This window comes from Pseudoalteromonas sp. NCCP-2140 (assembly GCF_023708065.1).
Classification (GTDB): Bacteria; Pseudomonadota; Gammaproteobacteria; order Enterobacterales; family Alteromonadaceae; genus Pseudoalteromonas.
The window spans coordinates 13,159-37,785 of sequence record NZ_BRCZ01000018.1 but is presented as its reverse complement, the minus strand read 5'-3'; the positions used below and the strand labels follow the sequence as shown (position 1 = coordinate 37,785).

The following is a 24,627-nucleotide window of genomic DNA, read 5'->3' as shown; positions in this document are numbered from 1 at the left end:
TTCATGATGAAGCCTTTTTAACATTTTAAGATTCTATCTTAATCAACTCTACATCAAATATAAGTAGCGAACCTGCTGGAATGCTGCCGACGCGTTTACGGCCGTAAGCAAGCTGAGGCGGGATATAAAAGGTAAACTTATCCCCTTCGTTCATTAGCTGTAAGCCTTCGGTCCAACCTGCAATGACTTGATTTAAACCAAAGCTAATTGGCGAATTTCTTACCACTGAACTGTCAAAAACACTGCCATCCATAAGCGTGCCATGATAGTGAACCTTTACTTTACTGGTTGCACTTGGCTTTGTGTCATTCCCTGAACTTTGCTCAATTTTGTATTGCAGCCCAGATGTGGTTTCATGAACATCGTCGGCTTTACTGTTATTCGCTAAAAAGTCCGCGGCGAGTTTTTCATTTTCAAGGGCTTGTAGCTTCGCCTTTTTACTATTTTTAAAGATTAAAAAACAAAAAATACCAATGATCAGTAAAAGTATTAAATTAATCATTCTGCGTCCTTCTCATCATCATTGTCGCCATTTACGATATCTGCAATATTGGCAAGCCTTGCTAAGGCTAGCGCGTTTATAGAGCCTTCAGGGTAACCTTCTGCGGTCATTTCACCTGCGTCTTTATCCATTAATAAGCTCAGCGCTTGATCAACGGTTTCAACGGCATAAATATTAAAGCGTCCTTTTTCAACGGCATCGAGTACTTCGTCATCAAGCACTAAATTAACTTGGTTAGATTTAGGAATAATCACCCCTTGCTCACCGGTTAAGCCACGCATTTTACAAAGTTTGAAGAAGCCTTCTATTTTCTCGTTTACGCCACCAATTGATTGCACATCACCATGCTGGTTAATTGACCCCGTCAGTGCGATAGATTGGCTAATAGGTAAGTTCGTAATGGCTGATATAAGCGCGCACAGCTCTGCTAATGAGGCGCTATCACCGTCGATGTAGCCATAGCTTTGCTCTATTGCGATATTAGCACTGAGCGTTAGGCTAAATTGCTGAGCATACTTATTACCTAAGTAACCGGTTAATAGCATCACCCCTTTTGAGTGAATGGCTTTACCCAGCTCGGCTTCACGTTCAACGTCAATAACGCCATCTGCACCCGCGTAAACAGTGGCTGTAATGCGCGCAGGTGTACCAAATGAGGTATCGCCAATGTGCAGCACTGTTAAGCCATTTACTTTGCCCACTGCGTGACCTTCGGTTGCAATTAAAATTTGCCCTTCTTTGATATCACTCAGCATGGTTTCTGAAATTTGCCCTGTACGATATTGCTTACCAACAATGGCTTCATCTATGTGATGAGCATCAATCACGGTTTGGCCATCTTGTTTGGCATAAAAACTGGCTTCTGCCACTAATTCTAATACATCAGCAAAGCGAGCTGAGAGCTTGTTGTGGTGCTCAGCTTGGCGATAACTAAACTTTAATAACCTCGCCATTGCCGATTCATTTACCGTGCAATTGAGTGTTTGCTGACAATACTCAGTCACCTTGGTAATGAACTGATATTGCAGTTTATCGCTACTTGGCAAGTAATAATCAAAGTCAGCAAGGACACGGAATAACTCTGCAAACTCTTCGTCATATTCACCTATGGTGTAATAAAGGTCCCGAGAGCCTAGCAGCACTATTTTTACATCAAGAGGAATAAGCTGCGGACGTAACGTAAAACTACTTCCCACAGAGCTGTCTTGATAGGGTAAGTCGTTTTTGATTTGATGCGTTTTTAAAGAAAGCTTAAGGCCATCCCACACTTGTGGGTTCGCCATGACTTTTTCAGCATCCATAATCAAATAGCCACCATTAGCACGATGCAGTGCACCTGGCTGAATTGAGCGGTAACTGGTGATAAGCGAGCCTTGCGAAGTCGCATATTCAATTTTGCCGAAAATATTGCCAAAAGTTGGGTTTGGCTCATACACCACAGGGGCTGCATCGCCCTCTTTGTATTCGACTAGAATATTTGGCGCAAAGAAGTCTGTGAGCATCCCTTTACGGTCAAAGTCTTCTTTGTTTTCGTCGTTTTCATCATCGTCGAGCCATTCAAGTACCGCATCAATGATTTCTTCACGAATATCTTTTAAATAACGTAATACACCGATGTGTGTCGCGTATTTATGTTCAAGGGCTTTAATGAGTGGCTTAGTGGCAAGCTCAGCAGTTGATTTTTTAAGGTTACGTAGCTTTTCAGATGACTCTCGTTTCCAACGAGGAAGCTCTATTAATGCTTCGATTAACGCATCTTCAAGCTTTTCGATAACCTCATAAAATTCGATACGCAGTGGCTCATCAAGAGCAGCAAATTCACTGTCGCTCAGTTGTTTACCATTCACTAAAGGCGCAAACCCAACAACGCCATTTTCTTCAATCAGTGCCACACTTTGTTCAAGAGCTGCAATTTCAACAGCAGTAATTGCCGCATCGTAAGTATCGGTGAATTCACGGTCGATTGATTTTTTCTTGCGCTGATAACCCGGGTTATCAAAAGCTGCTGGGAATGTATCAAGTACTTCGTCAATAAAAGAGTCTATATCGTCAGCTAATTGCTTCGATTGACCGGCTTGCATAAATAACGCGATTGGCTCACGGTGGTCGTCATAGTTATTTACGTATAACCACTCACTAGGCGTTGGTCGGTCTTTTGAATGGGCGGTCAGTTTGTCTTTTACTAAAGTGTATCGACCGTGTGCAGCTTCACCCATCACATAAACATTATAACCAGGTAACTCCATGCCCAGTGAAAAGTCGAGGGCACTTTGCGCACGTTGCTGGCCAATAAATGGCAACGCTTCTGGATATGGGTTTTGCATACATGTGGCAACATGACTCGCCGCAATCTCAGGTGCTAACGCAGAAACAGGTAGTGGGATTAGTTTTTTTGTCATTCTAACTTCTTATTTCCCAGCCTTGACTGGGCATTATAGGTAACGCCCAGCACAAGCTTGCGTCACTGATTAAGGTTGTAATGCCTTACGGCGAAAATAAATACCGCCACATTCAGTACAAGGAGTAATTTGCGTAGCATGGTAAACATCGTAACTATGTTGACAATTTTTACATACTAATGTGCCCATGGCTATCCATTCTCCTTCCTGATAAACACCATTGTGTTGAAAATCTTGGTTTAAGGCTTGCCATTCGAGCTGAGTTTTATCTTCAATGTGCGATAACTCGTACCAAAGCGACTCTTTAAGCTCGAGCCATGCGAGTGAATCATAGTGACTGTCGTTTTCTTTGATGTGGTCGATATCGCGTTGTAAATAGTCACGATACTGATTTAATTTTTCTTGCCCTAAATCTTTAAGTGCCTGCTCTGATTCAACAAATTTCTCCATTGCATCCTTGAGCTCATGATCTTTTACGTCTTTAAGCCAAGCACTCAAATCACTCAGCCAAGATTTATAATCTGCCATCGTTTACTCCTTCAAAAGTGATGAAAAATCAACCGTTATTCTAGTTGAGTATAGGTTAACCTGCCCTGAAAATATATTTCATTGGAAAATTAACAAAAGCGCCTATTTGCCGCTGTGATTAGCATGTATTTTGGGTTATCCTTATCGACAATTTTTTATTAATTTGCAAGAAGTCTGGAATCGTAGATGCAAGAGCAATATAACCCGCAAGACATTGAGTCAAAAGTACAAGCCTACTGGGAAGAAAACCAAGTATTTAAAGTCACTGAAGATGAGAGCAAAGAAAAGTATTACTGCCTATCTATGTTCCCATACCCAAGCGGCCGACTCCACATGGGTCACGTTCGTAACTACACCATTGGTGACGTAGTATCACGCTTCCAACGCTTGCAAGGCAAAAACGTAATGCAACCTATGGGTTGGGATGCGTTTGGTCTACCTGCTGAAAATGCGGCAATCAAAAACAACACAGCACCTGCTAAGTGGACTTACGAAAACATCGATTACATGCGCGACCAGTTAAAGCAATTAGGCTTTGGTTATGATTGGGATCGTGAAATCGCAACATGTCACCCAGAATACTACAAATGGGAACAGTGGTTCTTCACTAAGCTTTACGAAAAAGGCTTAGTATACAAAAAGATGTCAACAGTAAACTGGGATCCAGTTGACCAAACTGTACTTGCTAACGAACAAGTTATTGATGGTCGTGGTTGGCGTTCAGGTGCTATTGTTGAGCAAAAAGAAATTCCACAATGGTTCATCAAAATCACTGATTACGCACAAGAGCTACTAGACGATTTAGATAAACTTGATCACTGGCCTGAGCAAGTTAAAACCATGCAGCGCAACTGGATTGGTCGCTCTGAAGGTTTAGAAATCGAATTTAAGCGTGCCGATAACGAAGATACATTCAGTGTTTATACAACGCGCCCAGATACCTTCATGGGTGTGACGTATGTAGCGGTTGCTGCCGGTCACCCAATTGCACAAGAAGCCGCTAAAAACAGCGACGCTGTAGCTATGTTTGTTGATGAGTGTAAAAACACGAAAATCGCTGAAGCAGACATGGCAACCATGGACAAAAAAGGCATTGCAACTGGCTTTTATGCGATTCACCCATTAACAGGTAAGCAAGTACCGATTTGGGTTGCTAACTTTGTATTAATGGATTACGGCTCAGGCGCAGTTATGGCTGTTCCTGCACATGACCAACGTGACTACGAGTTCGCATCAGCTTATGGCCTTGAAATTGCTCAAGTTATCGCACCAGCTGCAGGTTCTGAAGAAACGGTTGATTTAGACAACCAAGCTTACACAGAAAAAGGTGTGTTAGTTAACTCGGGTGAGTTCGATGGTCTTGAGTTTGAAGCAGCGTTTAATGCCGTTGCAGACAAACTAGAAGCGCTTGGTGTAGGTGAGCGTAAAGTTAATTTCCGTCTACGTGACTGGGGTGTTAGCCGTCAGCGTTACTGGGGTTCTCCAATTCCAATGCTTAGCGACGAAAATGGTGATGAGCTTGCAGCAACAGAAGACATGCTTCCGGTTCGCTTACCAGAAGACGTAGTAATGAATGGTGTGACTTCACCAATCAAAGCTGATCCTGAGTGGGCTAAAACAACAGTAAATGGCGCGCCTGCATTCCACGAAACAGATACCTTCGATACCTTCATGGAATCGTCTTGGTACTACGCTCGTTACTGTAGCCCACGTTTTGACGAAGGCATGATCGAGCCAGGTGCTGCAAATTACTGGTTACCAGTAAACCAATACATTGGTGGTATTGAGCATGCGATCTTGCACTTACTTTACTCGCGTTTCTTCCACAAATTATTACGTGACTTTGGTTTAGTAAACTCAGATGAGCCATTTGAGCGCTTATTATGTCAAGGCATGGTACTAGCTGATACTTTCTATCGTAAAGATGAGAAAGGCGGTGATATCTGGATTTCACCAACAGACGTACAAACTGAAACAGACGACAAAGGTCGTGTTGTTAAAGCATGGCACAAAGAAGATGGCGAGCCGGTGTTCTCTGCGGGCATGAGCAAAATGTCGAAATCGAAAAACAACGGTATCGACCCACAACAAGTTATTGCCGAGTACGGTGCAGATACAGTTCGTTTATTCATGATGTTTACAGCACCACCAGAGCAAACTCTTGAATGGTCTGATTCAGGTGTTGAAGGTGCAATGCGTTTCTTAAAACGTATTTGGAAATACGCTGTTGATGTAGAAACAGTAGGCTACCAAGCGCTTGATAAATCAGCATTAAACAACGACCAAAAAGTTCTTCGTCGTGAACTTCATAAAGCAATTGCAAAAGTGACTGATGACGTTGAACGTCGTCAAACGTTCAACACTGCAATCGCTGCTATCATGGAAATCTCGAACAAGTTACTTAAGGCACCACTTGCTGATAAACAAGATGTGGCAATTGCTAACGAAGCACTTGAAGCATTACTTATCATGCTTGCGCCTATCACACCGCACATGTGTCACCAGTTATGGCAAGACCTTGGCAAAGAAGGCGACATCTTAGATGCAGCATGGCCAACAGTTGATGAGTCAGCACTTGTTGAAGATGAGAAGCTAATCATTGTACAAGTTAACGGTAAGCTACGTGCTAAGTTAACAGTGCCTGCTGATGCAACCAAAGAGCAAGTTGAAGCATTAGCATTTGCTGAAGAAAACGTGACTAAGTTCACTGAAGGCGCGACTATCCGTAAAGTAATTTACGTACCTGGCAAACTACTTAACGTGGTTGCTAACTAAGATGGCAGCGCTTCAAGCACTGAAAAACGGACTAGCCCTTGCGCTAGTCTGTTTACTGCTGACAAGTTGTGGCTTTCACTTAAAGAAAGCCTCTAACTTGCCTGACGACTTGAAAGTACTCACCCTTGTTGGCGATGATGAAAAGTCAGCCTTATTCGAATTAGTCGAAAAAGAGCTTATTGCGAGTAAAGTTGAGCTTAACCAAGTTGGTAAACACCCTGAGTTAAAGATCCACAAAGACCGTTTAGAGCGTCAAATCTTGTCATTATTTGATAATGGTCAGGTTGCTGAGTATGAACTTGCCTACAGTGTAAGCTATACCTTGAAGCGCCCAGGACAAAAAGCGATTAATCAAAGCTTTGAATTGTATCGTAACTACCAAGACGACCCAGACAATGCCCTTGCAAAAGCAAAAGAGCTTGATTTGCTATTAGGCGAAATTCGTAAGCAAGCGAGTCGTCGTATTGTTCGTGAGTTATCACAACTGTAATGCGTTGTTATGCAAACCAGCTTCCTAGCCAGTTAAAAAAAGGCCTCGCGCCTTTTTACATGGTGTTTGGTGAAGAGCCTTATCAAATTGCTCAGTGCATCATGCAAATTCGTCAAGCAGCTAAACAGCAAGGCTTTGACGAGGTAATCAAATTTACTTTAATGCCGGGTTTTGATTGGCAAGAAATTGTTGCTCAATACCAAAGTATGTCACTGTTCAGCGCTCGTACCTTAATTGAGTTTGATTTAAACGAGCAAAAACCTGGTACGCAAGGCAGTCAAATCTTTAAGCAGCTTGTTGAGCTTGCTAATCCCGATACTATTTTGGTTTTAAAAGGTGCCAAAGCCAGCCAAGATATTCAACGCAGTGCTTGGTTTAAAGCCCTCGATAAGCAAGGCTTATTTGTTCCTTGTTACCCATTAACAGGTAATCACCTGAGCCGCTGGTTAGATGAGCAATGCTACCGTTTAAACTTAAACCTTCATAACAACGCGAAACAAAGCTTAATTGATGCCACTGAAGGAAATTTACTTGCCTGTCATCAAGAGTTAGAAAAGCTATCTTTGCTTTATGGTAGTGAGCTAATTGACCAACAAGCTGTGATGCAAGGGCTACTAAATCAGTCAAGGTTTGATATTTTTGATTTGAGTGATGCTTTATTAAATGGCCACGCCGAACAAGCAGTTAAAGTAATGACTAAGCTGGCTGCCGATAACACTGAAGCCATGAGTATTTTTTGGGCCATCAATAAAGAAGCCGCTAACTTACTGGCAATGCAACACGGGCGCTTGAATGGTGCCAATATGGCTGATTTATACAAAAAGTATAATATTTGGAAAAACCAACAAGCTGTTGTACAACAGGCCTTAAACCGCTTGAACATCCAAGTACTCGAACAAATTACCAAACAATTAGCTCAGTTTGATGCCGCATATAAACAAGGCAACCTTGTAGCCCCCTACCAAGCATTAATGCAAATATGCTTAGTGTTTTGCCAACCTGTGGCGATACCTTTACCTTGCCACCCGGTCTTTGACTAAGAGTAACAATTGATGATTGCTATTTTTGGTGGCACCTTTGATCCAATTCACTTAGGTCATATTAATATGGCCCAGCAGTGTGTTCAGCAGTGCCAACTCGATACCCTTTACTTCATGCCTTGTGCTATTCCTGCTCATAAAGCCAAGCCAGGAATTAGTGATGAGCATCGCATTAACATGCTAAAACTTGCGATTGCCGACAATCCGCATTTTGCTATTGATTACCGCGAACTAAACCGAGAAGGTGCGTCTTATTCTTTGCTGAGTTTAGAAGAGCTTCGTGCAGAAAACCCAGCAGCGCCGATTATGTTTTTAATTGGTATGGACTCATTCAATAGCCTAGATAAATGGTTTAAATGGCAAGAGATTGTCAAACTTTGTCATATCGTCGTGTACCTGCGCCCGGGGCAGCACTGCCAAGTATCTGGTGAACTTGCAGCTTATAAAGAGAATGCCGTAACAGAGCAACTTAGCCAGCTACAACAAGCCCCTGCAGGTAAGTTATTCTTTTTAAATGGCTTACAAGTTAATGCCGCCTCAAGCGAAATCAGAAAAAAGCTGCATTTAAATGATAATATAGCGGAACTTTTACCTACCAATGTAAGTCAATACATTGCGCAGCATCATCTTTACCAAACAGATGAATAAATACTGCCTGCGTGATAAAATAACAAATTAAGATTATTTATTTTTGAGAAAACACTTTGGATTCTAAACAACTACTCGCATTTGCCCTTGATAAAGTCGATGATATGAAAGCCCGTGATGTGGTACAGCTTGATGTTCGTGGTAAGTCTGACATTACTGATTACATGTTAGTGTGCTCAGGTAACTCAAAACGCCATGTACAATCGATTGCTGACCACGTTGCTAAAGAAGCACGCCATGCTGGTGAAGAACCTCTCGGTTACGAAGGCCAAAACGAAGGTGAGTGGGTGCTTGTAGACCTAGGTGATGTGGTTGTGCATGTAATGCAAGACCAAACTCGCGACTTCTATGATCTAGAGAAACTTTGGGGCTAACCCTTAGCAAGGACATAGGTAACCATTTTGAAAATACAATTGATTGCTGTTGGCACCAAAATGCCAGCATGGGTTGAAACCGGATTCACAGAATATCAACGTCGCTTCCCACGTGATATGCCCCTTGAGCTAATTGAAATCCCCGCAGGTAAACGTGGTAAAAATGCGGATATCAAACGTATTTTACAACTTGAAGGCGAAAAGACCCTTGCTGCTATTCCTAAAGGCAACCGCATTGTGACGCTAGAGGTCACCGGTAAGCCAATGGATACCCATCAGTTGGCAAAAAGTATGGAAAAGTGGCAGCTTGATGGTCGCGATGTCAGCTTATTGATCGGCGGACCAGAAGGTTTAGCACCTGAGTGTATTGCAGCGTCTGAGCAAAAGTGGTCATTATCAAACCTGACACTACCGCACCCACTAGTGCGCATTATTGTTGCAGAAAGCCTATACCGAGGCTGGAGCTTGAATAACAACCACCCTTATCATCGCGAGTAGTGAAGCCAATGCGAAAACACAGACCCACGATTCGAGACCACTCGGCTGAAGCAAACTTGTTTGCTCGCCGAGCATTTGTGGGTTTTGTGTTTGTTACACTGTTAATTGGTGTGTTGTTATCTAACCTATACAACATCCAAGTTATCGAACATCAAGATTATCAAACACGTTCGAACGATAACCGCATCAAAGTTATTCCAATTGCCCCTAACCGTGGGCTTATTTACGACAGAAATGGCGTATTACTGGCTGAAAACAAGCCAGTTTATAATTTAGAAGTGATCCCCGAGGAAGTTGACAACCTTGAAGAGGCTCTGAGCGAAGTTGAAAAAGTTATCGAAATAACTGAGCAACAAAAAGCTGACTTTCTAGATGACATTAAACACAATCGCCGCTTTAAAAGCCAAGTATTAAAAGCCCGTTTAGACGAAACCGAAGTTGCAAAGTTCTCGGTTAATCAGCATAAGTTTCCTGGCTTTAGTATCGAAGCGCGTTTAGCTCGCTATTACCCTTATGGCGATACCCTTACCCATGCCTTAGGTTATGTTGCCAAACTCAACAAAAAAGAACTCACCAAACTTGAAGCTGAAGACCAAGCTACTAACTACCGTGCAACGCACGACATTGGTAAGCTGGGTATCGAAAAGTATTACGAAGAACTCCTTCATGGTGTAGTTGGTTCACAACGCGTTGAAGTGAATAACCGTGGCCGAGTGATCCGCACTTTAAGCCTCACGCCACCTGAACCAGGTCACGACTTAGTACTGACTTTAGATATTGGCCTGCAACAAATTGCTCAACATGCCTTAAAAGATATGCGTGGTGCCATTGTGGTGCTTGATGCTAAAGATGGCGGCGTTTTAGCGCTCTACTCTAACCCTAGTTATGACCCGAATTTATTTGTTCATGGTATCAGCAGCACAGATTACAAAAAGTTGTTAAACCCAGACCGACCGCTAATTAACCGTACCACGCAAGGGCGTTATGCACCTGCATCCACAGTAAAACCTCATATGTCGATCCTTGCCCTTGAAGAAGGACTGGTAACCGAGCAAACACAAATTTGGGATCCGGGTTTTTTCCAAATTCCTAATGTGGAGCACAAATGGCGTGACTGGAAACGTTGGGGCCATGGTCATGTTGATGTTTATCGTGCTATTGAAGAGTCATGCGATACCTATTTTTACGATGTTGCTTACCGTTTAGGGATCACCAAAATCAGTGACTTTATGACGCAGTTTGGCTTTGGCGAGCTCTCTGGAATCGATATTCATGAAGAAACATCTGCCATTATGCCATCGCGAGAGTGGAAAGAAGCCCGCTTTAGAGAATCATGGTGGCGCGGCGATACCATTTCAGTGGGTATCGGCCAAGGTTATTGGACCGCAACACCGATGCAAATAGCTAATGCTACCAACATATTAGTGAACCGCGGACTCGATCACCCTCCGCACCTTGTACAAGTCGCTAAAAAAGAAAACGAAGTAACGCAAATTAATAATGATGAAAAGCCACCTGTAGTATTAAAAAATCCACATCATTGGCAAATTGCGCTAGATGCGATGCACAACACCGTACATAAAGTCACAGGTACTGCACATAAAGCATTTAAAGGGGCGAATTACGACCCAGCAGGTAAAACCGGTACTGCTCAGGTTGTGAGTATTGCTCAAGGTGAGCGTTACGACGCAAAATCACTTAAAGAGCGCCAACGTGATAACGCTATCTATGTTGGTTTTGCACCCTATAACGATCCACAAATTGTGGTCTCTGTGGTGGTTGAAAACACCGGTGGTGGTAGTACAGTTGGTGCGCCTATTGCGCGTCAATTAATGGATTACTACTTCTCAGCGAACCCGATTCAAATAGCCCAAAGTGACGCGCCATGATCCCATTAAATAAAAAACGCTCAATTTGGCAGCGCCTACACCTCGATTTACCACTACTTATCGCCCTTATGACGATGATGGTAGCCAGCCTTGCTATTGTTTACAGCGCTAGCGGCCAAGACTCTGCAATGATGATACGCCACGCAACACGTATGTTTGGCGCTATCTTAGGTATGTTTATACTCGCGCAGTTTTCGCCTAACACATTAAAGAGTATGGTTATTCCGCTCTACTGCGTGGGGCTTTTAATGCTGGTTGGGGTGTTGTTATTTGGGGTAAGTTCAAAGGGTGCACAGCGCTGGCTTGACTTAGGTGTGACCCGTTTCCAGCCGTCAGAGCTAATGAAAATTGCTGTGCCAATGATGGTTGCATGGTATATCGGGCGTAACCATTTACCGCCAAGAATCATCCATTTAATTATTGGCTTTGCGATTGTAATGGTGCCAACCATTTTAATTAAAGAGCAACCCGACTTAGGTACCTCTATTTTGATTGCCAGTTCAGGGATATTTGTATTATTTTTATCTGGACTAAGTTGGCGCCTTATTGGCTTTTTATCTGCTACTGTTGGTTTGGCAGCATGGCCTTTTTGGCATTACGTGATGCTTGATTATCAAAAGCAACGGGTATTGACCTTTTTAGATCCTGAAAGCGATCCGCTTGGCTCGGGTTACCACATTATTCAATCGAAAATTGCGATAGGTTCTGGCGGCGTTGAAGGTAAAGGCTGGCTGCAAGGCACACAATCACAATTAGAGTTTTTACCTGAGCGTCATACCGATTTTATCTTTTCTGTACTGAGCGAAGAGTTTGGCCTGTTTGGGGTTTGTTTATTACTTTGTATGTACTTGTTTATTATTGGTCGTGGCTTATATATTGCGGTAAACGCGCAAGATGCGTTTGGTAAACTGCTTGCCGGCGCATTAACACTGACCTTCTTTGTTTATGTATTTGTGAATATTGGCATGGTTTCGGGCTTACTGCCTGTAGTAGGTGTTCCGTTACCTCTAATAAGCTATGGTGGCACCTCAATGGTGACCTTGATGGCCGGATTTGGCATTATCATGTCTATCGCCACCGATAAAAGGATGCTTTTAAAATAATGACACAGCGAGTCAATTACTTACTTATAGCGTTATTTTCTGTGCTGCTTGCGGCGTGTAGCTCTTCATCTCAACAAGGCCGTTATGCTATGGAGCATGATGCAGCCCCGCTTCGAAAACCAACCGAACTTGAAATGCAAGATGCCATAGTCACCCCGGTTGTTAAAAGCGCAAGCGCTAGTCGCCCTTACGAAGTCCGTGGTAAACGCTACACGCCGATGTTAGATGAAACTGGCTACTCTGAAGAAGGCATTGCTTCGTGGTATGGTCGAAAGTTTCACAATTATCACACCTCAAACGGCGAGGTGTACGATATGTTTGCGATGACAGCAGCTCATAAAACACTGCCGCTACCGAGCTTTGCCAGAGTAACAAATTTAGACAACGGAAAATCAGTAATTGTTCGCGTAAACGACCGAGGCCCGTTTCATGATGACCGGATTATCGATTTATCTTATTCTGCGGCCTATAAATTAGGTTATTACCGACAAGGTACAGCCCGTGTTAAGGTTGAGGCTGTTACCCTTGCCAATTCTGCCCCTCGTTTAAGCTACATTCAGGTTGCAGCGGGAAGTACTCTTGCTAATGTTGAAGCGCTCGCGTTTCAACTTCGTCAGCAATATCATGTGCCAACAAACATTGTTGAAAAAGATGGAATCTATCGATTACGTCTTGGTCCAATAAAAGATGCCGCAGAAGCACAAGCAGTTTTAGAAAAGCTAAAACAAAACCAATTTCAGAACGCGTTCTTGCTTTACAGTGAGTAAGACCTTTAGAATAGGTCAACGCAACATGTTTAACTTTAACCATTAATGAGTACGATGAAATCTATAAAATATAAAATCTTAAGTGGCGTTTGTGGCCTTGTTTGCACTGCTAGCGTATTTTCTGCAACAGCCCAAATTATCCCTGCCCCACCTCAAGTTAATGCGAAAGGTTATTTCTTGGTTGATTTCACCACAGGTAAAGTAATTGCCGAAGGCGAAGCAGATACAAAATTAGCACCGGCTAGTTTAACCAAAATGATGACCAGTTATGTAATTGGTACTGAAATCAAAGCAGGTAATATTGCACCAACTGATATGGTTACAGTTAGTGAAAAAGCCTGGGCAAAGAATTTTCCTGAATCATCAAAAATGTTTATCGAAGTCGGTAAGCAAATCAGTGTTGATGACTTAAACCACGGTATCATTATTCAATCGGGTAACGATGCCTGTGTAGCAATGGCTGAACACATTGCTGGTAGTGAAAGCGCATTTGCTGATTTAATGAATGCCCACGCTGAAAAGCTTGGCATGACTAACAGCCACTTCGTAAATAGCCATGGTTTAGATACTAACGAACACTTCACGACACCACGTGATATGGCAACCTTAGGTGCTGCACTTATTCGCGATGTACCAGATGAGTACGAAGTATACGCGAAAAAATCATTCACTTTTAATGGCATCAAGCAATACAACCGTAACTCATTGTTATGGGATGAAAGCATGAACGTTGACGGTATTAAAACCGGCCATACATCAGAAGCGGGTTATAGCTTAGTAACTTCTGCAACTAAAGATGACATGCGTTTAATCGCTGTAGTAATGGGCACAGAAAGCGAACGTGCTCGTAAAGTTGAAAGCAAAAAACTATTGAACTACGGTTTCCGCTTTTTCGAAACAATCACGCCATATAAAGCAGGCGACAGCTTTGCTGAGCAACGTATTTGGATGGGTAACAAAGAAAACGTATCGTTAGGTATCTTAGAAGATACACCTATTACTATTCCGCGTGGTCAGCGTAAAAACTTAAAAGCGAACTTCGAGCTTGATAAAACATTAGAAGCGCCGCTTGCTAAAGGTACTAAAGTAGGCACGCTATTCTTACAGCTTGAAGGTGAAGAAATTGCACAATATCCACTAGTTACACTAGAAGAAGTGGAAGAAGGCAGCTTCTTTAGCAAGATCTACGATTACCTACGTTTACAAATTCAGTAATCTGGTCATAAAGTTTATAAACGCCTTGCACCGCAAGGCGTTTTTTTTTGTCTGAAAAATGATAGAATGCGCCCCATATCAGTCGCGCTGGGTCGAGTGCGTCGTAATCTAAGTTTGCTTAACGCCAAGAAATGGCAGAGAACACCTCTATTAAGCACACTCACTGTTTGAGGAGTCACCGTCGTGGTTCAACCTGTAAAAAATACTAAATTTGATGAGTATTTAGATTTCCCTTGCCCATTCACATTTAAAATCATGGGCTTAGCTAACGTAAATCTAACAGATCAGATCCTAGAAAAGCTGCAACCAATTGCACCTGGCGATTATGCGCCAAAGGTAAAACCAAGCAGCAAAGGTAATTACGAATCTGTAACGCTTGTAGCAACCGTTACAAGTAAAGAGCACATCGAAGAAATTTATAACGTGATCAGCAACATCGATGACGTACGTCACATGCTATAGGCCGATTACGGAGTAACTCGTGAGCGAAAGAGAATTAATCGTTCGTCAATTAGGTCGTCAGCGTTACATGCCAATTTGGCAAAAAATGCAATCTTTTACCGACACCCGTGATGAGCACACTGCAGATGAAATTTGGCTTGTAGAGCACGAGCCAGTATTTACGCAAGGCCAAGCAGGCAAAGCTGAGCACTTATTAAATACCGGTGATATCGAAGTGATCCAAGTGGATCGTGGTGGTCAAGTTACCTATCACGGACCAGGCCAACAAATGATGTATGTGCTATTCAACTTACGTCGTTTAAACATTGGTGTAAGGGAGCTGGTAACCTGGCTTGAAGAGTGCATTATTGATACGTTAAAAGACTACGATATTGATGCCTACGCGAAAGCGGATGCACCCGGTGTTTACGTTAACGACAGCAAAGTTGCCTCATTAGGCCTTCGCGTTCGCCGCGGTTGCTCTTTCCACGGTTTAGCACTAAATGTAAGTATGGATCTAAGTCCATTCTTACGTATTAATCCATGCGGCTATGCTGGCATGAACATGGTGCAAACAACCGATCTAAACGGTCCGAAAAACCTCGAGCAAGCAGGTGCAGGGCTTGTAAAACACATGATTAAAAAGCTTAATGCTACTGTGGTTAAGCACACTGAAGGGTTTGAAAACGAATGAATAAACCAGTCAAAATGGAACCAGGCGTAAAACTGCGTGATGCAGAAAAAATGGCACTGATCCCAGTTAAAGTTTTACCGACTGAAAAAAACGAAATGTTGCGTAAGCCAGAGTGGCTAAAAATTCGCTTACCAAAATCAACTGAACGTATTGATGGTATTAAACAAGCGATGCGTAAACATGGTTTACACTCTGTGTGTGAAGAGGCTTCGTGCCCTAACCTATCTGAATGCTTCAACCATGGTACTGCGACTTTCATGATCTTAGGTGCTATTTGTACTCGTCGCTGTCCGTTCTGTGATGTTGCCCATGGCCGTCCATTAAAGCCAGACGCAGCTGAGCCAGAAAAGCTAGCGCTGACTATTAAAGACATGAAGCTAAGCTATGTTGTAATCACGTCAGTAGACCGTGATGATTTACGTGATGGTGGTGCACAGCACTTTGCTGACTGTATTCGTGAAATTCGCAAGCACAACCCAGAAATCACGATTGAAATTCTAGTACCTGATTTCCGTGGTCGTATGGACAGAGCCCTTGATATCTTAATCGAGACGCCGCCAGATGTATTTAACCACAACCTAGAAACAGCACCGCGTTTATACAAATTAGCGCGTCCAGGTGCTGACTATAAATGGTCACTTGAGTTGTTACGCCGCTTTAAAGAAGCACATCCAGATGTGAAAACTAAATCTGGTTTGATGGTAGGTTTAGGTGAAGAAATTAGCGAAATCGAAGAAGTGTTACGTGACTTACGCGAGCATAACGTTGATATGCTAACAGTAGGTCAATACCTACAACCTTCTAAGCACCACTTACCGGTTAAACGCTATGTGCCGCCAGCAGAGTTTGATGCTTTAAAAGATTATGCAGACGAAATTGGCTTTACACATGCGGCCTGTGGTCCATTTGTTCGCTCAAGCTATCATGCTGACCAACAAGCAGCTGGTAAAGAAGTGAAGTAATACTTTTACAATTATTTAAAAGCCCGCATTAAGCGGGCTTTTTTATATTCCAAAATATCAGCGCCCATAACGCGCTAAGAACATTTTTACAGTTTCGTTTATTACTTTCTTATCTGAGTCGCCTTCTTGGCGCTCAAAGCCATACAGCAACGGATAAAAGATCAGCGACTTTAACTGATACACAAACTGTTTTGCTGCAAACTCAACATCATCAATAGTTAAAACCTGTGCTTTCACACCCGCTTCTAAAAACGCCACCAGATCTTGCATACAGCCCATGTTATTACTGGCTAATGATTTTGCTAAATCAGGCTGCTGTAACATCTGCATAAAAGCGACTTTCGCTACTTTTAAAAACTCTTCAGAGGTCAAAAGCGCCACTTCTTGTTCAGCAATGCGTGTTAACTGCTGTGCAATTGGCACAGCGGCATCAAATACAACCGCTTGCTCTTGGCGGACTTTTTCAAACATAAACACTAGAATGGCTTGAAACAACACATCTTTATTTTCAAAGTGATTATATACGGTACGCTTTGAGGCACCCGCTAAGCTTGCAACCTGATCCATACTGGTATGCTCAACACCTTGCTGAAAAAACAATGTCTCAGCTGCATTCAAAATATCTAATCGTTTTCTCTGTGATAATTTCATGGACCCCTCCGATAAGGGTTACTAGTGTAACGCAAAAATAAAAAATGCACTAGATAGTTTACTTTTATAGCAAACCATGAAAAACTACACCGTGTAGTTTACTTATGGTGACGATATGAAATTTCTAAAATGGCTCGCAATCGCCACTCTATGCATCGTGATAGGAGTGTTTATTATGAATAATCAATTAGCCGCTGAAGGTGTGAGTGATAACAGCCACTCTGCGCAATTATCTGATGGCAAGTTCCACAATAGTGCTGAGGTAGAAAGACCCAGCTTTAAGAAAACGCTAGGTATCTTCAAACGCTTTATTACAGAAAAGAAAATTGATGCAGAGCCAAAAGGTGAACTGCCTATGCATTCTGTTTCTCATGCACAGCTTGAGCGTTTATCTAATGACACAGTGCATTTTGTGAAGTTAGGTCACTCCTCTATTTTAGCGAAAGTGTATGGCGAATACTGGCTATTTGATCCGGTATTTTCAGAGCGCGCTTCGCCTTTTTCATTCATGGGGCCAAAGCGCTTTCAGCCAACACCTATCAGCATTGCAGAGCTACCAAACATTGCCAAAGTGTTTATTTCACACAACCATTATGACCACTTAGATAAAGCGGCAATTAAACAGCTTGTTGATAAAACAGATTCTTTTTATGTGCCATTAGGAGTCGAAAACGACCTGAAAAAATGGGGCGTTGATGAACAAAAAGTCCATAGTTTTGATTGGTGGCAAGAGAAAAATATGGCAAATAGCCAAATTGTATTTACCCCAACTCAGCACTTCTCTGGCCGAGGTTTAACAGATGGCAATAAAACCCTTTGGGGCTCTTGGGCTATTAAAGTAAATGACAAGCGCTTTTATTTTAGCGGTGACTCTGGCTATTTTTCTGGCTTTAAAGAGATTGGTAATCGTTATGGGCCGTTTGATATCACTTTTATTGAAACCGGTGCTTACGACAAAGATTGGGCTGACATTCACATGACACCAGAACAATCAGTACAAGCTCACCTCGATTTACAAGGTGATGTGATGGTGCCAGTGCATAATGGAACATTCGATCTGGCCTTTCATGCTTGGTATGACCCACTTAAACGTGTTGCTAAAAAAGCAGGACAAGAGCAAGTATCACTGAGTACTCCGTTAGTTGGTGAGGTATTTAAAATTCAAGATACCGCCATTGATAAAGCGTGGTGGTAAAATTGACAGGATGAAAGGTGCATTATTATCCTTTCATCCTGAATAATTAGTTATTTGTAGACTCTTTCTGGACAGCCCCCTTCGCGTCCCATATAGTGAAACCCTGTGCAATCAACCAGAAAAACTATGACAACTCACCTTAAGTATGCAAGCTTGGCACTTGCAATTGGTTTATTCGGCTGCTCTGAGCAACCAACAACAAGCACTGATGAACCAAGTGCTGAAAGCAATGAAGCCGTAAACATTGCCAATGTACGCTCACATATTAAAACCCTCGCCTCTGATGAATTCTTAGGCCGTGGCCCTTTAACTGAAGGCGAAACACTAACCATTAATTATTTAGCCGACGAGTATAAAAAACTCGGCTTAAGCGGTAGTTTTAATGGCGAGTTTTTACAGCCAGTTACCATGGCAAAACTCACTCCAGATCAAAACATGACCTTACAAGTGGGTGATTTAAGCTTTAATGCTGGCAGTGATTTTACCGCCCGTACCCAACAAATTAACCCTGAAATCAACATCGATGGCTCTGATGTTGTGTTTGTTGGCTATGGTATTAATGCACCTGAATATAATTGGGATGACTTTGCAGATATTGATGTAAAAGACAAAACAATTATCGTGCTTGTTAATGACCCTGGTTTTGCCACCCAAGACGACACGCTTTTCACCGGTAATGCTATGACCTACTACGGTCGTTGGACTTACAAATATGAAGAAGGTGCTCGCCAAGGTGCAAAAGCGGTATTTATCGTTCACGAAACTGCTCCTGCCGCATACCCTTGGGGCGTTGTAGAAAGCTCGAACACGGGTAGCAAATATACCTTAATCGACCAAGATAAGAATGCTTCTGACATCCCTGTAATGGGTTGGATTGATGAGCAAGCGGCAAATGAAATTTTTGCTCAAGCAGGCCTTGATTATCAAACTGAAAAAGCCAACGCACTAAAAGCTGACTTTAAACCTGTCGACTTAAAAGCGAAAGCAGCGCTGACACTGAAAAGTGATATCTCTCAAGCGCAATCGCATAATGTTGTTGCAACGCTTAAAGGTAGCGAAACTCCTGATGAGTACATTGTAATTGGTGCGCACTGGGACCACTTTGGCACCAAGCAAACTGATGACGGTGTGAAAATCTACAATGGTGCTGTTGATAACGCATCAGGTAGCGCAGCAACGGTTGAAATAGCCCGTATTCTTACTGAAATGCATAAGAAAAAACCATTTAAACGCTCTATTATCTTTGCCAACTTTACGGCTGAAGAAACAGGGCTTATTGGCTCAGAACAATTCGCTACTGGCGAAATTGTACCAACTAAACAAATGGTCGCACTGCTTAATATTGATGGTATGAACGTGCTAGACGGCGTTGACTACATATTACAATACGGTAAAGGCATGTCTGAAATGGAAGACTACCTTGCAGATGCAGCGAAAGCACAAGGTCGTCATGTAAAAATGGACCCGCGTCCTCAAAATGGTTTGTTTTTCCGCTCTGATCACTTCTCTCTAGCTAAGCAAGGCGTGCCTAGCTTATTATTTATGAGTTTAGGTGATACAGATCCTGATTACATCGCTCACAAATATCATAAAGAAGCTGACGACTATTCAGCAGATTGGTCTATGGGTGGTGTTGAGCAAGATATCGAGCTGATAGTTGATATTGCTGCCAAACTTGCTGATAACGGCGATTGGCCTAAGTGGAAAGCCGAGTCTGATTTCAAAACTCGTCGCTTACAAGACAAGCAATAGCCTTTGCTTAGATACAAAAAACCGAGCTAGTTGCTCGGTTTTTTATTGTCAGTTTTACTTATTACTCGTTAATTTTAGCCTTAAGTGATTGTGCTTCTTCTTGAACTTCCTCTGGGCCATTGGCAATAACATCTTCAATGGCTTGCAGCGCTGAGTCAAAGTCGTCTATTTCGATATATGCCCGAGCTAAGTCCAGTTTTGCTGAGTAACCACCACTTTCGGCATCAACATCAGTTGGGTTATCGCCTGCTAGTAAGTCATTAAAATCACTCAGCCCTACATCCATATCAACCTCATCATAAGGTTCGTGGTCGAGTGCTTCATCGTCACTTTGTTCAAGTAATGAATCGATATCTACAAACTCATCCGTTGAAGTAGTTTGCTCCTCGGAATCTAATGCCTCTACTTCAGGTTCAACTGGCTGTTCGCTTTCACCCTGTAAGTCTTCATTTAATAGTGCATTAAAATCAACGTCGAACTCACTGGCATCAGCAATATCAGCGTCATCTGGCTCTGCTAGTTCATTTAACAGCGCATCAAAGTCTGTTTGAGTAAGGTCAGCCATAAAATCATCATCGATTTCATCGTCTGACAGCTCACTTAAATCAGCCTCGTCAGCTAAATTAGACTCGATATCAGCTAATGTTTGCTCAGCTTCTAGGGCATCATCAAGTTCAATATCGTCCAATTCGAATTCAGGGAACTCCTCTAATTCGTCTTGGCTATCAGCCACCTCATCGTCAATTGGCGCTTCGCTCGTTAACTCTGTTGTGCCTTCACTCTGTGATTGATCCGATAAGTCGTCCTCAGGATCAAGAATATCATCTTCTGTAAATTCATTATCAAGCAAGATCTCATCATCAAAATCATCGTCTAGCTGATCAAGCTCATTACCCGTTGCTAATGAATTAGCAAGGTCTTGCTCTGCCTGACTTAACTGTAATGGTGCATCTTCATCTAACTCACTAGAAGTGTCTTCATCAGATTCATCCAATTCAAAACCGGCTTCATCTAGCTCAAGCTCTGGGTACTCTTCCAACTCTTGGCTAGGAGTCACGGTATCTTGCTGTAATGGCTCTTCGTCGGCGGTTAAATCAAATTCATCAGTTAGGTCTTCATCTGCTAGCGGATCATCGCCTAAATCAATTTCAACTTCTTCTATGTCTTGCTCTGGTTCATCTATTGACCAGTCTGGTGCTTCGACATAGTCATCTTCTTCACCAATTTCATTTAATAACTCATCGACACTTTTCAGTGATGGATCATCAAACTCGTCAAGGCTATCATCTTCATCTAATAGCTCATCGCTATCTTCATTAAACTCTTGATTAAGCGCTTCATCGATATCAACTTCGTCACTATCATCCGTATCATCAACCAACTCTGATGCAATTGATTCAACATTCATGTCATCAACCGCTTGATCAGCATCGGCTAAATCTTCTAGCGACTCTTGTAGATTCTCATCATGCTCTGCACTGTCACTCTGTTCATGACTTAAATCTGATATCTGCGCTTCAGTGTCTTGCTTCAGCTCATTTGTTTGCTGAATAAGCTCTTCAAGCTCATCATCAACGTCAGAGTCCTGCTCGTCACTAGTGTCTTCATCAAGTAATGAGTCAATATCTGCTACATCGAGCTCATCGTCTTGCTCAGCATTGTCATCAATATCTGAGCTACTTTCATCTGTTAACTCAGGTTCTTCTGACTCTGCATCAACCTCATTAAGTAGTGAGTCTATTTCATCAGTATCAAACTCATCGCTTAAATCATCCGTAATAGGCTCTTCGGTAAGCTCTTCAACTGGTTCTTGTTCTGGCTCTTCCTGCGCTTCATCCAATAATGAGTCGATGTCATCGACATCTAAATCATCATCAAGCTCATCTTCGTCGATTAAATCGTCTGCACTAGGTTCTTCAATTGACTCTTCAACCAGCTCTTCAGATTCAGGCTGTTCTTGAGCTTCATCTAATAGTGAATCAATGTCATCAACATCTAGAGCATCATCAAGTTCATCTTCATCAATTAAATCGTCTGTGCTTGGTTCTTCTGCAAGCTCTTCAGGCTGCTCCTCTACAAGCTCCGTTTCAGGCTCTTGCTCAGGTTGAGCCTCATCTAATAACGAGTCAATGTCATCAACATCTAGTTCATCACCAAGCTCGTCTTCTTCGATTAAATCGTCTGCGCTAGGTTCTTCTGCAAGCTCTTCAGGCTGCTCCTCAACAAGCTCTGCTTCAGGCTCTTGCTCTGCTTGTGCCTCATCTAATAATGAGTCAATGTCATCAACATCTAGGGCATCATCAAGTTCGTCTTCGTCGATTAAATCGTCTGCGCTAGGTTCTTCTGCAAGCTCTTCAGGCTGCTCTTCAACAAGCTCCGCTTCAGGCTCAGCTTGTGCCTCATCTAGCAATGAATCAATGTCATCAACATCGAGGGCATCATCAAGCTCGTCTTCGTCGATTAAATCGTCTGCGCTAGGTTCTTCTGCAAGCTCTTCAGCCCGCTCTTCAACAAGCTCCGCTTCAGGCTCTGCTTGTGCCTCATCTAATAATGAATCAATGTCATCAACATCGAGGGCATCATCAAGCTCGTCTTCGTCGATTAAATCGTCTGCGCTAGGTTCTTCTGAAAGCTCTTCAGCCTGCTCTTCAACAAGTTCCGCTTCAGGCTCTGCTTGTGCCTCATCTAGCAATGAATCAATGTCATCAACATCGAGGGCATCATCAAGCTCGTCTTCGTCGATTAAATCGTCTGCGCTAGGTTCTTCTGCAGGTTCTTCTTGAACTTCATCTAATAGTGAGTCAATGTCATCAACATCCAGCGCATCATCAAGATCATCGTTTTCTAATGCATCGTTAGCTTCAGCGGCTGGCTCTTCTGTTTGTGCATCATCAATTAAGCTGTCAATATCGAAATCATCTTCATCGATGAGCTCATCCGCGCTTGGTTCTTCGGCTGGCGCTTCTTCTTGAGCTTCATCTAATAGCGAGTCAATGTCATCAACATCCAGCGCATCATCAAGATCGTCGTTTTCTAATGCATCGTTAGCTTCGGCTGCTGGCTCGTCTGTTTGCGCTTCATCAATTAAGCTGTCGATATCGAAATCATCTTCATCGATGAGTTCAGCTTCAACGTTAGTTGTTGAGGCATCATTATTTTCATCGAGTAAGTCATCAATATCGTCTAGGTTTACATCTTGATTAGAATCCGTGTTGTTTTGCTCATCAATTAAGCTATCAATGTCAAAATCATCTTCAGCGTCATCTTCTGCAAGCTCTTCACTAAGCGCTGCCATTTCATCATTGGCGTTATCTAACGAGTCATCTTCATCAGTATCAAATAGGTCATCAATGTCATCAGCACTTAAAATATCACCCGATGAATCTGCTGGAGACTGTTCGCTATCTAGGTCAATTTCATCACCTAAACTGTCGTCATCGGTTTGATCGAAATCTTGCTGTAAAAATGCATCTAAATCATCATCGTCAGCACTACTTGAAGACTCATCATTAAACTCGATGTCATCACTTAATAAACCTTCTAGTTCATCTTGATTTAAAACACTGTCATCTTCATCAAAACTATCATCAATGCTGTCGTCAAAAATGATGTCATCATCAGGCAGCATGTCTTGGTCTAAGTCGTCATCTAACCGCACACTCAAGTCATCATTGTCTTCGACCGGATCAGGAACTAGCGGATCAGTTTCTATAATTGGTTCTAAATCATCATCAGCATTATAACTTGGGCTTTGAGGTAAAAATTCATCGTCATCGCTGGCATCTGTATCATCATTGGCGCTGTTGCGTTTTTTCAAAAACATCACAACGGCTGCAATGATAAGTAATGCAGGAATAAACATTAAAGCACCGAGAACAAATGGGTTGCTCAGTAAATTCGAAAAACTAAACCCACTGTCCTCTTCAATCTTTTTTGCTTTTTGCTGCTCTATGATTTGATTTTGTTTAGTGATCAACTCTTTCAGTTGCTTTTGAATTTCACTGTCTTGGCCAAGTTGATCGCGAACGGTTTCAAGCTCTTTAGAAATACCGCTCAGTTGCTTTTTGAGCTTGTTGTTCTCAGCTAAAATCTCTTCAACATTTTCAACCGACGATTTAAACTGCTTTTGAAGCTCTACGAGCTGCGTGCCCTGCTCTGTTTTAATGGTGTTGATTTCTTGCTTAAGTTCTTGTTTTGCTTCGTCTACATCAACTTTACGGGCTTGAGTTACTTTCTTTTGCGATTCATTAATTTCAGCTGTAGTCAGCGTGCCGTTTTTCTTTTTTTCCCACAGCTCATCATCTTGTTCAGAACGCGCTTTTGCTAATGTCGGGTTGACCGCACGCATTTCTGCAATTGTTGGAATTTTTAGGTATGCGCCATCACGCATATGATTTAGGTTTTGGTCTAAAAATGACGATGGGTTTTTGTCATACAGAGCTTGCATGACCTGATAAATACTTACAGAGTTGTCAGGGCGAATTTTAGCGGCAATACGCCATAATGTATCGGTCGGTTTAATTGGACCAATAGAGCGCCCCTGCGCACCGTAATCGACACCTTTAGGGCCTTTAAGTGTGGTGCCTTCATCAGAGTATGTCGGTGTTACCACCAATGCAGACGCTAATATGAAGAGTGTTGCTAAACCGCGCATGCTGATCCTTTATGTTTTAAATGTTAACGCAGCAACCTTGGTTGCTTAAA

The 24,627-nt window shown here is 42.5% G+C and carries 20 protein-coding genes; 15 read left to right on the top strand and 5 right to left on the bottom strand.

What is annotated here, in order from left to right; translation table 11 throughout:
- Positions 1–25: 25 nt before the first annotated feature.
- The 3 genes from NFU46_RS19725 to NFU46_RS19715 form a co-directional block, all read right to left on the bottom strand.
- Positions 26–502 carry an FKBP-type peptidyl-prolyl cis-trans isomerase gene (locus NFU46_RS19725; RefSeq protein ID WP_175079007.1) on the bottom strand — a complete coding sequence of 159 codons (477 nt, stop codon included), beginning with the start codon at positions 500–502 and terminating at the stop codon, positions 26–28.
- Positions 499–2,901 (bottom strand): Lon protease family protein, encoded by a 2,403-nt coding sequence (locus tag NFU46_RS19720; RefSeq protein ID WP_251604269.1) that lies wholly within the window; start codon positions 2,899–2,901, stop codon positions 499–501. Before NFU46_RS19720 ends, NFU46_RS19725 begins: the two co-directional genes overlap by 4 nt.
- A 69-nt stretch (positions 2,902–2,970) precedes the next feature.
- A complete protein-coding gene (locus NFU46_RS19715; RefSeq protein WP_054551664.1) occupies positions 2,971–3,429 on the bottom strand; it encodes a zinc ribbon-containing protein in 459 nt (152 codons plus the stop codon).
- A gap of 186 nt (positions 3,430–3,615) precedes the next feature.
- Between NFU46_RS19715 and leuS the strand changes: the two genes are divergently transcribed.
- The 13 genes from leuS (at position 3,616) to lipA (ending at position 16,325) form a co-directional block, all read left to right on the top strand.
- Complete coding sequence (leuS, locus tag NFU46_RS19710) at positions 3,616–6,204, top strand: leucine--tRNA ligase (protein WP_175079005.1); 2,589 nt, start codon at positions 3,616–3,618, stop codon at positions 6,202–6,204.
- Between the two features lies 1 nt (position 6,205).
- Positions 6,206–6,694 (top strand): LPS assembly lipoprotein LptE, encoded by a 489-nt coding sequence (lptE, locus tag NFU46_RS19705; RefSeq protein WP_054561826.1) that lies wholly within the window; start codon positions 6,206–6,208, stop codon positions 6,692–6,694.
- On the top strand, positions 6,694–7,734 hold the full coding sequence (gene holA / locus NFU46_RS19700) for a DNA polymerase III subunit delta (protein WP_175082124.1): 1,041 nt from the start codon (positions 6,694–6,696) through the stop codon (positions 7,732–7,734). The genes lptE and holA overlap by 1 nt, the downstream gene beginning before the upstream one ends.
- Positions 7,735–7,746: 12 nt before the next feature.
- Positions 7,747–8,382 carry a nicotinate-nucleotide adenylyltransferase gene (gene nadD, locus NFU46_RS19695; protein WP_251604266.1) on the top strand — a complete coding sequence of 212 codons (636 nt, stop codon included), beginning with the start codon at positions 7,747–7,749 and terminating at the stop codon, positions 8,380–8,382.
- Between the two features lie 56 nt (positions 8,383–8,438).
- Entirely contained in the window at positions 8,439–8,756 is a 318-nt protein-coding gene (gene rsfS / locus NFU46_RS19690) for a ribosome silencing factor (protein WP_054551669.1), read from the top strand.
- A 27-nt stretch (positions 8,757–8,783) separates the two neighbouring features.
- Positions 8,784–9,254 carry a 23S rRNA (pseudouridine(1915)-N(3))-methyltransferase RlmH gene (rlmH, locus tag NFU46_RS19685; protein ID WP_036967350.1) on the top strand — a complete coding sequence of 157 codons (471 nt, stop codon included), beginning with the start codon at positions 8,784–8,786 and terminating at the stop codon, positions 9,252–9,254.
- An 8-nt stretch (positions 9,255–9,262) separates the two neighbouring features.
- Positions 9,263–11,143, top strand: coding sequence for a penicillin-binding protein 2 (gene mrdA, locus NFU46_RS19680; RefSeq protein ID WP_054561830.1), 1,881 nt, complete (start codon positions 9,263–9,265; stop codon positions 11,141–11,143).
- A complete protein-coding gene (gene rodA / locus NFU46_RS19675) occupies positions 11,140–12,246 on the top strand; it encodes a rod shape-determining protein RodA (protein ID WP_062564348.1) in 1,107 nt (368 codons plus the stop codon). The genes mrdA and rodA overlap by 4 nt, the downstream gene beginning before the upstream one ends.
- Entirely contained in the window at positions 12,246–13,013 is a 768-nt protein-coding gene (locus NFU46_RS19670) for a septal ring lytic transglycosylase RlpA family protein (RefSeq protein ID WP_063527804.1), read from the top strand. The genes rodA and NFU46_RS19670 overlap by 1 nt, the downstream gene beginning before the upstream one ends.
- 54 nt (positions 13,014–13,067) lie before the next feature.
- Positions 13,068–14,228 carry a serine hydrolase gene (locus NFU46_RS19665; RefSeq protein WP_054551673.1) on the top strand — a complete coding sequence of 387 codons (1,161 nt, stop codon included), beginning with the start codon at positions 13,068–13,070 and terminating at the stop codon, positions 14,226–14,228.
- Between the two features lie 183 nt (positions 14,229–14,411).
- Entirely contained in the window at positions 14,412–14,690 is a 279-nt protein-coding gene (gene ybeD, locus NFU46_RS19660) for a DUF493 family protein YbeD (protein WP_054551674.1), read from the top strand.
- 19 nt (positions 14,691–14,709) lie between these two features.
- Positions 14,710–15,363: a lipoyl(octanoyl) transferase LipB gene (lipB, locus tag NFU46_RS19655; RefSeq protein ID WP_251604262.1), complete on the top strand. Its 654-nt coding sequence runs from the start codon at positions 14,710–14,712 to the stop codon at positions 15,361–15,363.
- On the top strand, positions 15,360–16,325 hold the full coding sequence (gene lipA, locus NFU46_RS19650; protein ID WP_054551675.1) for a lipoyl synthase: 966 nt from the start codon (positions 15,360–15,362) through the stop codon (positions 16,323–16,325). Before lipB ends, lipA begins: the two co-directional genes overlap by 4 nt.
- Positions 16,326–16,382: 57 nt before the next feature.
- On the opposite strand, the gene NFU46_RS19645 is transcribed toward lipA, so the two are convergent.
- The gene (locus tag NFU46_RS19645) at positions 16,383–16,976 is read right to left on the bottom strand and encodes a TetR/AcrR family transcriptional regulator (protein ID WP_251604259.1); all 594 of its coding nucleotides are present in this window, start codon (positions 16,974–16,976) and stop codon (positions 16,383–16,385) included.
- Between the two features lie 175 nt (positions 16,977–17,151).
- On the opposite strand from NFU46_RS19645, the gene NFU46_RS19640 reads away from it, so the two are divergent.
- Together NFU46_RS19640 and NFU46_RS19635 are read left to right on the top strand one after the other, a co-directional pair.
- Positions 17,152–18,171: an MBL fold metallo-hydrolase gene (locus tag NFU46_RS19640; RefSeq protein WP_251604256.1), complete on the top strand. Its 1,020-nt coding sequence runs from the start codon at positions 17,152–17,154 to the stop codon at positions 18,169–18,171.
- A 126-nt stretch (positions 18,172–18,297) separates the two neighbouring features.
- Positions 18,298–19,923: a M28 family metallopeptidase gene (locus NFU46_RS19635; protein WP_251604251.1), complete on the top strand. Its 1,626-nt coding sequence runs from the start codon at positions 18,298–18,300 to the stop codon at positions 19,921–19,923.
- A gap of 61 nt (positions 19,924–19,984) precedes the next feature.
- On the opposite strand, the gene NFU46_RS19630 is transcribed toward NFU46_RS19635, so the two are convergent.
- The gene (locus NFU46_RS19630) at positions 19,985–24,577 is read right to left on the bottom strand and encodes a FimV/HubP family polar landmark protein (protein WP_251604248.1); all 4,593 of its coding nucleotides are present in this window, start codon (positions 24,575–24,577) and stop codon (positions 19,985–19,987) included.
- Between the last annotated feature and the right edge of the window lie 50 nt (positions 24,578–24,627).

Bases quoted from the DNA above. Each gene is read 5' to 3' on its own strand.
- NFU46_RS19725 (WP_175079007.1), bottom strand. From the start codon at position 502: ATGATTAATTTAATACTTTTACTGATCATTGGTATTTTTTGTTTTTTA.
- NFU46_RS19720 (WP_251604269.1), bottom strand. From the start codon at position 2,901: ATGACAAAAAAACTAATCCCACTACCTGTTTCTGCGTTAGCACCTGAG.
- NFU46_RS19715 (WP_054551664.1), bottom strand. From the start codon at position 3,429: ATGGCAGATTATAAATCTTGGCTGAGTGATTTGAGTGCTTGGCTTAAA.
- leuS (WP_175079005.1), top strand. From the start codon at position 3,616: ATGCAAGAGCAATATAACCCGCAAGACATTGAGTCAAAAGTACAAGCC.
- lptE (WP_054561826.1), top strand. From the start codon at position 6,206: ATGGCAGCGCTTCAAGCACTGAAAAACGGACTAGCCCTTGCGCTAGTC.
- holA (WP_175082124.1), top strand. From the start codon at position 6,694: ATGCGTTGTTATGCAAACCAGCTTCCTAGCCAGTTAAAAAAAGGCCTC.
- nadD (WP_251604266.1), top strand. From the start codon at position 7,747: ATGATTGCTATTTTTGGTGGCACCTTTGATCCAATTCACTTAGGTCAT.
- mrdA (WP_054561830.1), top strand. From the start codon at position 9,263: ATGCGAAAACACAGACCCACGATTCGAGACCACTCGGCTGAAGCAAAC.
- rodA (WP_062564348.1), top strand. From the start codon at position 11,140: ATGATCCCATTAAATAAAAAACGCTCAATTTGGCAGCGCCTACACCTC.
- NFU46_RS19670 (WP_063527804.1), top strand. From the start codon at position 12,246: ATGACACAGCGAGTCAATTACTTACTTATAGCGTTATTTTCTGTGCTG.
- NFU46_RS19665 (WP_054551673.1), top strand. From the start codon at position 13,068: ATGAAATCTATAAAATATAAAATCTTAAGTGGCGTTTGTGGCCTTGTT.
- lipA (WP_054551675.1), top strand. From the start codon at position 15,360: ATGAATAAACCAGTCAAAATGGAACCAGGCGTAAAACTGCGTGATGCA.
- NFU46_RS19645 (WP_251604259.1), bottom strand. From the start codon at position 16,976: ATGAAATTATCACAGAGAAAACGATTAGATATTTTGAATGCAGCTGAG.
- NFU46_RS19640 (WP_251604256.1), top strand. From the start codon at position 17,152: ATGAATAATCAATTAGCCGCTGAAGGTGTGAGTGATAACAGCCACTCT.
- NFU46_RS19635 (WP_251604251.1), top strand. From the start codon at position 18,298: ATGACAACTCACCTTAAGTATGCAAGCTTGGCACTTGCAATTGGTTTA.
- NFU46_RS19630 (WP_251604248.1), bottom strand. From the start codon at position 24,577: ATGCGCGGTTTAGCAACACTCTTCATATTAGCGTCTGCATTGGTGGTA.